We start from the raw sequence: 13,423 nt of genomic DNA on the forward strand, positions 1-13,423 counted from the left end.
TTGGCAAGAAAGAGAATTCAGAGAATTGCCAAGTGAATGGGATTGAACAAACGATTCAATCCAATAGATAGATAGCCGGATCTGAGGGGATCGGGATTTTCTTATGAGTTTCATTTTAAGGGGGTAAGTTCATGGGAGAAGCATGTAAAGTTCTTATTGTCGATGACGAAATGTTGATCAGACAAGGGATCATTAATTATATTGCCTGGGAACAAGAGGGCTTTCAAATTGTCGGGGAAGCTTCGAACGGCAAAGAAGCGATGCAATTGATTGCGGAATTTTCTCCGCATATTGTCATTACGGACATCGTCATGCCGATCATGGACGGCATCGACTTAGTTAAAGAAGGAAAGAAAGAATTTCCAAACACTGAATTCATTGTCTTGAGCAGTTTTGAAGACTTCGATTACGTGCGGTCGATGTTCCAGAACGGCGTCGCCGATTATATATTAAAGCCTAAGTTGAACGGTCCCGAATTATTGCGGATCTTAAACCGAGTAGTGGGAAGGATTCCGGACTTGCAGCATTCCGGATCGGCAGTGAAGCCAGAACGCTCTGTCGAAGAAATGCTGGAGAGCATGATCCTGGGCTACGACTTTGCCTTAGAAGGGGCGATTTTATCGGATGTGCTGCCCAATAGCCAATTCGCTTTAGTGGCTATCCATGGAAAAAGCCTGGATTCGAGTCAGCTGAAAACGACATTAAAACGCTCTATTCTTGAAGAACTGCCGATTTTCGCCTTGAATTCCAGCGAGTCCGAAACCCTTCTTTTGTTCAATTTCAAACCGCATCAGCTAGAAGCCGTCAAACAGGCCATCGAATACCAGGCACTCGAATTGATAGGCACAATGTGGATGGTGTATGAGCCATTCGATGCCATCGACAACATGAAAAGAGTGTACGATGAAGGCCGTTCCAAGATGAAAAAGTATGGGTTTTATTTGCCGGATACGAGCTTATTCGTCTACGATAAGTTGCCGATAGAAAATGAAAAACAAGCCAATTTCGACTTGAATCACTTTATCGAGATGTTCAAAGACCGGCTGTTCAATGCGGATTTTACGTATTTGGAAAACCATGTCGATTATTTGGCTGGGCGCTTTAATAACGACAGCTTCGAATTCAAATCATTTTTAGGCAATATCGTCTTCAACATCATCGTGTTATTGGATGCCATGAAATACAACACCGAAGACCTCGAAAAAAAGAAATACGGCTATTTCTCAACCATTAACGAAGCCGTTCATGTCAACGAAGCGCTGGATCAGTTCAATGGATTCCTGGAAGAAGTGCGGATCATCATGCTCTTGGGCGACAAAGCGGGTGATCCGGCGAATAACCTCGATAAGATTCTGGCTTACATCGAACAGCATTACACAGAGCCGCTGCGACTATCGGAAATCGCCAACCATTTCCACTTTAACGCATCCTATCTGTCTTCGTATTTCAGCACACACCACAAAGAAGGGTTCAGCGAATATTTGAATCGGGTGCGGATCAAAAAATCGATGGAATTGCTGGAGAACAGCACCGTGTCCATCTCGAACATTAGCGGGATGGTCGGCTATTCGGAGCATAGCTATTTTTGCAAAGTGTTCAAACGCATAACTGGAATGTCTCCAGGCAGCTATCGAAAGGAGCTCCAAGCGCACCATGAAAATGAAGAAAAAGGTCTTTCTAGTCTTAAGAAATAACAGCCTGTTTATCAAAATGTTCCTGATCATGGTGCTCAGCATCGTAGCTGTGTCGCTCCTGATCACTTTCAGCTCGATCCGGATGTCTTCCAATTTATTCATGGAAACCTTCAGCATTTCGAACACGAAAGCCTTGGAACAGATTGAAACGGAATTCGAGGCGTATAGCTTTGCCATCGTCAGTGCGATGAATGAAGTCCAAAATAACGGCACCATCAAAAGGGTCTTGACTCAAGAAAATGGAAACGCTATTGAAACATCAAGAGCTTATCATGACATCAGCCGGCAGATGGAACGCATTTATCCGACAGTAGAGTCCTATGATGCGAATATGATCGTGCTGGGATTCAACGAGCGGCTGTACAACGCGAATTATTCAAATTGGCCGGTTTCATGGGAAGTGCTGCGAAACCATCCGATTACAAAATACGCGATCAATCAGCCCAATAGACTGGTTTATCAATTTTTGCCGTCCACTTCGTTTAACGACGAACCGATGATTGTGGCAACGAAAGCATTAATGGAATGGTCGACTGGTGAAATTTACGGTGTCTTGTATTTCCCGATCCGGGAAGCGCAATTGAAAGAATTCTACGAAGGCTACACGAGCATAGAAAACGAAGTGATGTTGGTCAATGAAAGAGGAAGGATCATTTCCAGCAACAAAAAAGAAATGATCGGGGATGATGCGGTCGACGTCATGGCATTGGCAAAAGAAGTCGACGATGAGGAACTGGAATTTAAAGATGTGCATGTGTTTGATAAGGATTATATGTTAATGTCGCAATACCTTCCAACCTACAATATGTATTTGGTGAATCTGGTGGATAAAAGCGCGGTCTTGGATAATTTGGTCAATACGAAAGAAATTCTCCTGATTAGTCTGGGCATCGTCCTGCTGGCTGTGATTGTGGTATTCATCATTTCCCGCCGGATGACCAATTCAATCAGCCGATTGGTCAAGCAAATCTCAACAATGGCCAAACACGATTTCAACAAGCCTGTGGCTGAAACCGGCGGCTATGAAGCGAAGAAAATCGCCACTGCCTTCAACTCCATGCTCAGCGAATTGCAGGAATACGTCGATCTCGTCGTCCAGGCTCAGCAAAAGCAGCGCGGCGCGGAATTGATGGCGCTGCAGCATCAAATCAATCCGCATTTCCTATACAATACCTTGGCTTCAGTGAAGTTTATGGTCCAACAAGGCAAAAAGGAAAAAGCGACCGATATGATCCACGCGCTGATTTCGTTATTGCAAAATGCCCTCAGTAATGTCGATCAAACCATCACCGTGGAACAGGAAATTACGGATTTAAAAAATTACGTCCTGATCAACCAAGCACGCTACGGTGAGGGAATCAAAGTGAATTTCTTCATTTCACCGGATTGCCTGGACTGCCAGCTGCCAAAGCTGATCCTTCAGCCGTTTATCGAAAATGCTTTTTTCCATGCGTTCAACGAGAAAAAAGAAGGCTTTGTCCAAATACTCGTGTCCCAAAAAGGCGACAACCTGTTATGTGAGATTGTTGATAATGGCGACGGCATGGAAATCAAAGGCGACCATACGAAAGAAGATATCAAAGAGAAACGCCATCTGTTTAGCGGGATCGGCATACGCAATGTTCATGAACGCATTCAATTGCTGTATGGAGAAGAATATGGCGTAGAAATTACAAGTGAGAAGGGCGAGGGAACCAAAGTGAAAGTGGAGATGCCTCTTCGAAAAACGGAAGTTTCAGAAATTTCCAACAAAATTACAAGTATCTAAGAATAGTCCAACTAATACGAATAGAAGTTTGAAATATCTAAAAATTTTTGAATAAAACACCTAAAGATTGTGCTAACAATCTTTTTTTTTTGGTCGCTATACTGTATGTAAGGCGAAAAGTTAAGCGCTTACAAAAAGGGGGATTTAAGATGAAGAAGTTTTATCTTATGTTATTGCTGGCAGTCGGCATGCTTGTGTTGGCAGCTTGTTCTTCAGGGGATGAAGAAGCAAGTGGAAGCGGCGGTTCAGAAGGTTCATCCGGTACAGATACCATTACAGCTTGGGCTTGGGATCCGGCATTCAACATTGCAGCTCTTGAAAAAGCAAAAGAAGCATACAATGGAGACGGCGAGTTTGAAGTCGAAATCATTGAAAATGCACAAGACGATATTATTCAAAAACTAAACACGGGACTTAGCTCTGGTACGACTAAGGGAATGCCAAACATTGTCTTGATCGAAGATTACCGTGCACAAAGTTTCTTGCAAGCTTACCCGGATGCATTCCATCCATTGACGGATGTCATCGAAGCATCCGACTTTGCTGAATACAAAATTGCGACTACGAGCCACGAAGGCGAGCAATACGGACTGCCATTCGATTCAGGCGTAGCTGGATTGTATGTACGAACAGACTATCTTGAAGAAGCAGGATATACAGTAGAAGATGTAACGAATATCACGTGGGATGAATACATTGAAATCGGTAAAAAAGTAAAAGAAACAACAGGCAAAAACATGCTGACATTGGACCCGAACGACTTGGGGCAAATCCGCATGATGATTCAGACAAACGGTTCTTGGTATGTGGATGAAGATGGCTCAACACCAAACCTTGCTGGTAACGAAACACTTGCCAAAGCATTTGAAACATACAAAAAGATGATGGATGCAGACATCGGCAAAATTGTTTCTGACTGGAGCCAGTTTGTCGGCGCCTTCAACAGCGGGGATGTCGCCAGTGTTCCAACAGGAAACTGGATTACGCCAAGCATCAAACAGTCAGCAGATCAATCAGGTAACTGGGCAGTGGTTCCAATGCCACGATTGGATATGGAAGGAGCGGTCAACGCTTCTAACTTGGGCGGAAGCTCATGGTACGTCTTGAACGTGGACGGCAAAGAAGAAGCGGCAGATTTCATGTTGAATACATTCGGTTCGAATCCTGACTTGTATCAAACATTGGTTAAAGACATCGGCGCTCTTGGGACTTACTCAGCGGCAGCTGAAGGCGATGCTTATGCAGTAGAAGACGAATTTTTCGGCGGGCAGCAAATCATCACTGACTTCTCGAAATGGACTGACGAAATTCCAGCCGTCAATTATGGCCTTCACACTTATGCAATTGAAGATATTTTGGTTACTGGAATGCAGGATTATTTGAACGGCGCAGAGCTTACGACAGTACTTGAAAATGTCCAAGGACAAGCTGAAGCACAACTCAAATAATTGATTGAAAATAAATGAAGCCTTGAGTTGACGCCGAATAACTGGTAGAAGTGCTTGTTCGCTCACCAGTCCGGCTCAGCTCAAGTTTTTTTTATAGGAGGAATGAGAAACATGAGTCAGCAATCAACGAAAAAAGGTGAAATGGATCTTCCAGTGCGCTTGCGCTATAAAGAAACCAAACGCGAAAAAACAGGTGTGTATTTCAAGAAAAAAGTTGGTTGGCTGTTCATCATTATCTCAGTCATCGCAATCACAATTTTTAACTTTTATCCGATGGTACAAGCCTTTCTCTTGTCGTTCCAATCTGGAATGGGCGGGAATCTCGAATATGTGGGCTTAGAGAACTGGCAGCGATTGTTCGGTGACCCGACATTTATCGCAGCGCTAACCAATACATCAATCTATCTCCTCATTCAAGTCCCATTGATGATTGTCTTGGCGTTATTTTTTTCCGTATTGTTAAATGATCCCAAACTGAAATTCAGAGGCTTTTTCAGAATCGCGATTTTCTTGCCTTGTGTCACTTCACTGGTTGCCTATTCGGTCATCTTTAAATACTTGTTCGGTGTCGATGGCATCATCAACCTATTTTTACTCAATTTCGGATTCATCTCTGAAACAATCAACTTTTTAGCCGATCCCTTTTGGGCAAAGGTGGTTATCATCCTGGCGATTACATGGAGATGGACTGGCTATAATATGATTTTCTATCTGGCGGCTTTGCAAAACGTCGATAAGTCGATTTACGAAGCAGCAAGAATTGATGGAGCAAACTCCATCCAGCAGTTTTTCCAAATCACCGTTCCACTGTTGAAACCGATTATTTTGTTCACATCGATCACGTCAACAATCGGTACATTGCAGATTTTTGATGAAATCGTCAACATTACTAATGGCGGACCCGGAAATGCGACAATTTCCATTTCGCAATATATCTACAATCTTTCATTCGAATACACGCCTGACTTCGGTTACGCGTCAACCGTATCGTACGTTATCGTAATCTTGGTTGTAATTCTTTCCATTATTCAATTCAGAGTGGCAGGTGAGAGAAAATGAAAAACTTGAAAAGAATCTTCATCTACACGTTCCTAAGCCTCGCAGCCATAGTGTCCATTTTCCCGTTCCTGTGGATGCTCGTCAGCATCACCAATAAATCGGTGGATGTGACGCAGGGGCGCTTACTGCCTGGAACCCACTTGGTTGAAAACATGAAAACCTTGTTTGCGACAGTGGACATCGTTCCGGCCCTGGTCAATTCAGCGATCATCGCGATCATCACTACTATTTTGACGCTATTGCTTGCATCGCTTGCTGGCTATGGGTTTGAGATCCATCGCAGCAGAGGAAAAGACATCATTTTCAACATTTTGCTGCTGTCGATGATGATTCCGTTTGCGGCAATTATGGTGCCGTTGTACCGCATGTTCGGCAGCATCAGCGACACTGCACCTTTAATTGGAATTGACTCGCTGGGCGCAGTTATTCTGCCGACAGCCACAACAGCGTTCTTCATCTTTTTCTTCCGCCAGAACACGAAAATGTTTCCAAAAGATTTGGTGGAAGCGGGACGGATTGATGGCTTGAGTGAACTTGGCGTCTTTTTCCGAATTTACATGCCTACGATGAAAACGACATACGCTGCAGCGGCGATCATTACATTCATGAACAGCTGGAATAATTATTTGTGGCCGTTGGTCATCCTGCAATCACCGGAAAAAAGAACCATTCCCTTACTGATTTCTAACTTGGGTTCAAGCTACTCGCCAGACTACGGCGTCATCATGTCAGCCATCGTCATCGCTACATTGCCGACCGCGATCGTATTCTTCCTGATGCAGAAACACTTTGTTGCGGGAATGATGGGCTCGGTAAAGGGTTAAAGTTAATCATCGATATTCCGAAAAATAGCTACGCTTGCCGCGGGCGAGCGCCAAGCCGCTTCGTCGCTGCGCTCCTGCAGGGTCTCGGCTGTCTCGTCGCTTCGCTGCCCCGCAGGCGTCTCCGCTATTTTTCTCCATATCTGATTAAGTAGTAGAAAAGTTTAGTTGCTTTCAGTTATTCAGTTACCTAGCGCCGACGCGTCCAAGGGCTAGGCAAGGAGATGGCCAAATGAAATTTGGACCATTTCCTTTGCTTCGAAGCTAGCGCAGCGATGTAACGCACTTTCATGTCTCGAAGCTAGCGTAGCGATGCAGAGACAGAAGCAGGAGGTTTTGAGTAATGAGACGGTGATTTTCCTGGCTTCTTGCGACGAGCTTGCGCAGGAGCAACGCACTTTCATGTTTCGAAGCTAGCGAAGCGATGCAGAAACAATCGTCTTTGCTCTACCCAGAGCGGCCGAAGCGGATAAGAAGTCCACTTTATCTAAGTTACAAGTAGGAGGTAAATTGTGCCGATTTTATACAACGACTCTACGCGGGAGTTTCATCTGCAAACTGAAAAAACAAGCTACATTTTTAGCGTTATGGAAAATGATCAACTTGGCCAACTTTATTATGGAAAGAAGCTTCACCACAGAAAGTCGTTCCATCGCTTATTCCATGTGGAAGCCACTCCGAATACAGCCTGTATCAATGAAGGGGATCTTGTGTTTTCGCTGGATTTGCTCAAACAGGAGTATCCGGCATACGGAACAACCGATTTCCGCGAGCCGGCTTATCAGGTTCTGCAGGAAGACGGCAGCCGCATAACGAATTTCGTGTATCGGGATCATCGAATTTTCGGAGGTAAAAAGAAGCTGGAAGGTTTGCCTGCTACTTATGTAGAGAGTGATGAGGAAGCAAGCACCTTAGAGATTTTTTTATACGATAAAGAAATCGATGTAGAGCTCCGGCTTTCCTATACATTGTTTGAGGAATTAAATGCGATTACCCGGTCGGCTCAATTTATCAATCGCGGGCAGGCGGATGTGAATTTGACGAGAGCGCTAAGTGCCAGCATTGATTTGCCGGATTCGAATTTTGAGATGGTTCAACTTTCAGGTTCGTGGGCAAGAGAGCGGCATATCAAAAACCGCAAACTGGTTCCTGGAATTCAAAGCATTGCCAGCACAAGAGGAACGAGCAGTGCCCAGCACAATCCGTTTCTTGCACTGAAACGCCCAGAAACAACAGAACACCAAGGTGAAGTATACGGAGCGAGCCTTGTGTACAGTGGCAATTTCCTGGCGCAGGTAGAAGTGGACCATTACGACGTAACCCGCTTAATGATGGGCATCAATCCATTCGATTTTAATTGGCTGCTGAAAAACGGTGAGAGCTTCCAAACGCCGGAAGTGGTCATGGTGTATTCGGCTGAAGGGTTGAACGGCATGAGCCAGACTTTCCACCGGTTGTACCGGACCCGGTTGGCGCGAGGGCAATGGCGCGATCGTGATCGTCCCGTATTGATCAATAACTGGGAAGCGACGTATTTCGATTTTGATGAAAAGAAAATCTTCGAGCTCGCCAAATCATCCAAGGAATTGGGTGTAGAGCTATTTGTCTTAGACGATGGCTGGTTCGGCAAACGCGATGCTGATACCACTTCCTTAGGCGATTGGTCCGAAGATAAGCGCAAATTGCCGAATGGCATCACCCGATTGGCAAAAAAAATTACCGGCTTGGGGATGGAATTCGGCTTATGGTTTGAACCGGAAATGGTGTCGAAAGTCAGCGAACTGTATAAAGCCCATCCGGATTGGGTGATTCACGTTCCAAAGCGCCAGATGTCGCATGGCCGAAACCAATTTGTGCTGGATTTCTCTAGACAGGAAGTTGTGGATTTCATTCACGATTTAATGGCAGACATTTTGCAAGACGCTCCGATTTCATACGTAAAATGGGACATGAACCGCTATATGACGGAAATCGGCTCACTGGGTTTGCCAGCAAACCGGCAGCGCGAAGTGGTGCACCGTTACATTCTTGGCGTTTATTCCTTATATGAACGGTTAACTACAGAATTCCCACATGTGTTATTTGAGTCCTGTGCAGGAGGGGGCAGCCGGTTCGATCCGGGCTTGCTGCATTATGCGCCGCAAGGATGGACGAGTGACGATACGGATGCGGTTGAACGTTTGAAGATTCAATACGGAACGTCCATGGTTTATCCTATTTCTTCAATGGGTGCGCACGTATCCGCAGTGCCCAATCATCAAGTGGGCCGGATGACGAGCCTTGAGACACGGGCTAACGTCGCTTACTTTGGCGCATTTGGCTATGAGCTGGATGTGATGATGATGACGGATGCAGAAAAAGAAAGAGTGAAACAGCAGATCGCTTTCTACAAAGAAAATCGTGCGCTGATCCAGCAAGGAAGATTTTACCGCATCGAAAGCCCCTTTGCAGCAGACGGCAACCGCACCAGTTGGGTAGTCGTGTCAGAGGACCAGCGTGAAGCGATGCTTGGCTTTTACCAAGTTCTAGCCCAACCGAACCCCGGGCTCACCCGCGTTTTCTTCAAAGGGCTGAATCCGGAATTCGAGTATGCAATCGATGGGTTGGACGACACGTTTTATGGCGATGAATTAATGGCTGCAGGCTTGCAGCTCAACCGCTGCCGCTCCAATGAACATCCGGCTGACTTTTCATCAATTATTTTTAAGTTAAAGCGTGTGTAAATGCGATGCTCCGCAAAGCTGGAGCAGCTTTGCGGAATATCAACAACATCATTCCAACTTACATAGGAGGCGTCGAAGTGCTGACTGTTCAAAACGAATCGTTTTATTTTAAAGGGGAGCCTTTCCAAATCTTATCGGGCGGCATGCATTATTTCCGCACGGTGCCGGAACAATGGGAAGACCGCTTGTTGAAATTGAAGGCGTTGGGGCTGAATACAGTCGAGACCTACATTCCGTGGAATTTCCATGAACCGAAAAAAGGGGAGTTCAATTTTTCCGGAATGGCGGATATCGAACGCTTTATCGAGCTGGCGCATAGTCTAGGGCTTTATGTGATTTTGCGCCCGGCGCCGTATATTTGCGCAGAATGGGAAATGGGCGGCCTGCCGTCGTGGCTGTTAAAGCATAAAAGCTTGGTCATGAGAAGCAGCCATCCGTCTTTTCTGAAGCATGTGGAAGCTTATTTTGCTGAATTGCTGCCAAAGTTTAAAAAGCACTTGTACCAAAACGGCGGGCCGGTCATCGCCATGCAAATCGAAAACGAATACGGTGCTTACGGCAACGATGGGGTGTACCTGGAATTTTACAAAGAACAATACGAAAAGCATGAATTGGATACATTCCTCTTCACGTCAGACGGTCCGGACTTTATCAAACAAGGCTCGCTGCCGGACGTCACGACGACGCTGAACTTCGGTTCGCGTGTGGACGAGTCGTTCGATGCGCTGGAAGCATTCAAGCCGGGATCGCCGAAAATAGTGGCCGAGTTTTGGATCGGCTGGTTTGATTATTGGACAGGTGAACACACGGTGCGGAGCGGGGAAGATGTCGCAGCAGTTTTTAAAGAAATTATGGAGAAGAACATCTCTGTCAATTTCTATATGTTCCACGGGGGCACAAACTTCGGCTTCATGAATGGCGCCAATCATTACGATATCTATTACCCGACAATCACCAGCTACGATTACGACAGTTTGCTGACAGAGGGCGGTGCCATTACCGAGAAATACAAAGCGGTAAAAAAGGTTTTGAGCAAGTATCGGGAAGTGCCAGCGGATTTTGTAGAGGCACCATCTGCGAAAGCATATGGAAGCATAAAGCTTACGGAATCGGTCAGTTTGTTCGACGTCCTGGAAGACATCAGCGGCAAAGCCGAGCACATTGTGCCGCTGGCGATGGAAGACATCGACCAGGCATATGGCTACACGCTTTACCGCACGACAGTCAATCGCCAAGGGGAACTAAAATTCAACTCAAGCAATATCCGCGACCGCGGCTTCATCTATATAAACGGGCGCTACATCGCCACAACGTATATCAACGATGCGGAAAAAGAGCTCGTACTCGATTTCCCGGATGCCATGAACACACTGGAGATACTGGTCGAAAACATGGGGCGCGCCAATTACGGAGAACATTTGACCGATCCCAAAGGATTGGTTAAAAACCTGTGGCTCGGTGAACAATATTTTTTCCACTGGGAAATGTTCAAAGTGGAGCTGGATCGCTTGCCTGAAGACTATGGGACGAGCCAAGACCAGCGTTTCCCGAAATTCTTCCGCGGTTCGTTTGATGCGGCGGAAGGCCTGGATACATATGTCGATCTGCACGGTTTTACAAAAGGCAATGTCTTCATCAACGGCTTTAACCTCGGACGCTACTGGAATTCTGCTGGGCCGCAGCAGCGCCTTTACTTGCCGGGGCCATTATTGAAAAAAGAACACAACGAAATAATTGTGTTGGAACTTGAAAACACCACAAGCGATCAAATCCAATTGCTGGATCAGCCAAAGCTTAGGTGATCGAAGTGGAACCAGAAGGGATGGAAAAACATGATCAACGATAAATTGCCAAAAATTTGGCACGGTGGGGACTATAATCCGGAACAATGGGATTCGAAAGAAATTTGGGACGAAGACGTCCGGATGTTCAAACTAGCAGGGATCGACGTCGCGACATTGAATGTCTTTTCGTGGGCATTAAATCAGCCGAATGAGGAAGCGTATAATTTTGAGTGGCTTGACGACAAGATCAACCGACTTTACGAAAACGGCATTTACACATGCCTCGCAACAAGCACGGCAGCGCATCCGGCATGGATGGCGAAAAAATACCCGGATGTTTTGCGCGTGGATTTTTACGGCAGAAAACGAAAATTCGGCAGCCGCCACAACTCGTGCCCGAACAGCCCGACGTACCGCGAGTATTCTGAGAAGATTGCTGAGAAATTAGCAGAACGCTACAAAGACCACCCGGCCGTCTTGATCTGGCACGTGTCCAACGAATACGGTGGCTATTGCTATTGCGACAACTGCCAAGACGCTTTCCGCAATTGGTTGAGCGACAAATACGGCACACTCGAAAAGCTCAATAAAGCGTGGAATACCGGATTCTGGGGCCATGCTTTCTACGAATGGGACGAAATCGTTGCACCGAATATGCTGAGCGAAGAACGCGAAAACAACGAATCCGATTTTCAGGGCATTTCGCTCGATTACCGCCGTTTCCAGTCGGACAGCTTATTGGATTGCTACAAGCTGGAATACAATGCGATCCGCAAGCACGTGCCAAATACCCCGATCACAACAAATCTGATGGGCACATACCCGATGCTGGATTATTTCAAATGGGCGAAAGAAATGGATGTCGTGTCATGGGACAATTACCCGGCAATCGATACGCCGTTCAGCTACACGGCCATGACGCATGATTTGATGCGCGGATTGAAGAACGGACAGCCGTTCATGCTGATGGAGCAAACGCCGAGCCAGCAAAACTGGCAGCCGTATAATTCCTTGAAACGTCCAGGCGTCATGCGCTTATGGAGCTACCAGGCAATCGGCCGCGGAGCGGATACGATCCTGTACTTCCAGCTGCGGCGCTCAGTCGGCGCTTGCGAGAAATACCACGGAGCGGTCATTGAACACGTCGGCCATGAAAATACGCGGGTCTTCAATGAAGTAGCCCAATTAGGTAAAGAATTGAACAGCCTATCTGATCGCTTGCTCGATGCACGGGTCAACGCCAAAGTAGCGATTGTCTTTGATTGGGAAAACCGCTGGGCGACTGAACTGTCAAGCGGACCTTCCGTGTCGCTCGACTACGTCAACGAAGTCCATAAATATTACGATGCGCTGTACAAACTCAATGTCCAAGTTGATATGATTGGCGTGGAAGAAGACTTGAGCCAATACGATGTTGTCATTGCGCCGATCTTGTACATGGTCAAAGAAGGCTATGCAACGAAAGTAGAACAATTCGTGCAAAACGGCGGCACGTTCCTGACAACTTTCTTCAGCGGCATCGTAAACGAAAGCGACATTGTCACATTGGGCGGCTACCCTGGCGAATTGCGCCATGTTCTTGGCATTTGGGCGGAAGAAATCGATGCGCTTCATCCGGATGAAACGAACCAAATCGTACTGAAAGATGCCCGCGGCAACATGAGTGGCAGCTATTCATGCAATTTGCTGTTTGACTTGATCCATACCGAAGGCGCAGAAGCAGTCGCAGAATACGGTTCTGACTTTTACAAAGGCATGCCGGTTCTTACCGTCAATAAATTCGGCAAAGGGAAAGCGTGGTACGTGGCGTCAAGCCCGGACGCAGAATTCCTCGTCGACTTCCTGCAGACGGTCTGCGAAGAAGCTGGCGTCGAGCCGTTGCTGGCTGTACCGGAAGGCATCGAAACAACTGAACGCGTGAAAGACGGTCAAACCTACCTGTTTGTGCTGAACCATAATACCGAACAAGCTACTATCGATTTGCAAGACAGCCAGTACCAGGAATTGCTGACAGATCAGCAATTGAGCGGGAATGTTGAGTTGGAAGCGAAAGGTGTCTTGATTTTAGCGAAAGTGTAAACGGATTTGCCGACATACGGAAAAACACAAAAGAGGCTGAACCTTGA

At 46.3% G+C, this 13,423-nt stretch carries 8 protein-coding genes; all 8 read left to right on the plus strand.

Annotated features, from left to right (window positions below):
- Nucleotides 1-131: 131 nt before the first annotated feature.
- The 8 genes from AC4EHJ_RS11515 (at nt 132) to AC4EHJ_RS11550 (ending at nt 13,376) form a co-directional block, all read left to right on the plus strand.
- Nucleotides 132-1,694 (plus strand): response regulator transcription factor, encoded by a 1,563-nt coding sequence (locus AC4EHJ_RS11515; RefSeq protein WP_490975767.1) that lies wholly within the window; start codon nt 132-134, stop codon nt 1,692-1,694.
- Entirely contained in the window at nt 1,654-3,462 is a 1,809-nt protein-coding gene (locus tag AC4EHJ_RS11520; RefSeq protein WP_490975768.1) for a sensor histidine kinase, read from the plus strand. The genes AC4EHJ_RS11515 and AC4EHJ_RS11520 overlap by 41 nt, the downstream gene beginning before the upstream one ends.
- A 149-nt stretch (nt 3,463-3,611) precedes the next feature.
- Nucleotides 3,612-4,910, plus strand: a complete 1,299-nt coding sequence (locus AC4EHJ_RS11525) for an ABC transporter substrate-binding protein (protein ID WP_490975769.1) — start codon at nt 3,612-3,614, stop codon at nt 4,908-4,910.
- Between the two features lie 111 nt (nt 4,911-5,021).
- The gene (locus AC4EHJ_RS11530; protein WP_490975770.1) at nt 5,022-5,969 is read left to right on the plus strand and encodes a carbohydrate ABC transporter permease; all 948 of its coding nucleotides are present in this window, start codon (nt 5,022-5,024) and stop codon (nt 5,967-5,969) included.
- Nucleotides 5,966-6,793, plus strand: a complete 828-nt coding sequence (locus AC4EHJ_RS11535) for a carbohydrate ABC transporter permease (RefSeq protein ID WP_490975771.1) — start codon at nt 5,966-5,968, stop codon at nt 6,791-6,793. The genes AC4EHJ_RS11530 and AC4EHJ_RS11535 overlap by 4 nt, the downstream gene beginning before the upstream one ends.
- 509 nt (nt 6,794-7,302) lie before the next feature.
- Nucleotides 7,303-9,513, plus strand: a complete 2,211-nt coding sequence (locus tag AC4EHJ_RS11540; protein ID WP_490975772.1) for an alpha-galactosidase — start codon at nt 7,303-7,305, stop codon at nt 9,511-9,513.
- 77 nt (nt 9,514-9,590) lie between these two features.
- Nucleotides 9,591-11,315 (plus strand): glycoside hydrolase family 35 protein, encoded by a 1,725-nt coding sequence (locus tag AC4EHJ_RS11545; protein ID WP_490975773.1) that lies wholly within the window; start codon nt 9,591-9,593, stop codon nt 11,313-11,315.
- A 30-nt stretch (nt 11,316-11,345) separates the two neighbouring features.
- Nucleotides 11,346-13,376, plus strand: a complete 2,031-nt coding sequence (locus AC4EHJ_RS11550; RefSeq protein WP_490975774.1) for a beta-galactosidase — start codon at nt 11,346-11,348, stop codon at nt 13,374-13,376.
- Nucleotides 13,377-13,423 lie beyond the last annotated feature (47 nt).

This window comes from Planococcus sp. TJ-301 (assembly GCF_058268475.1).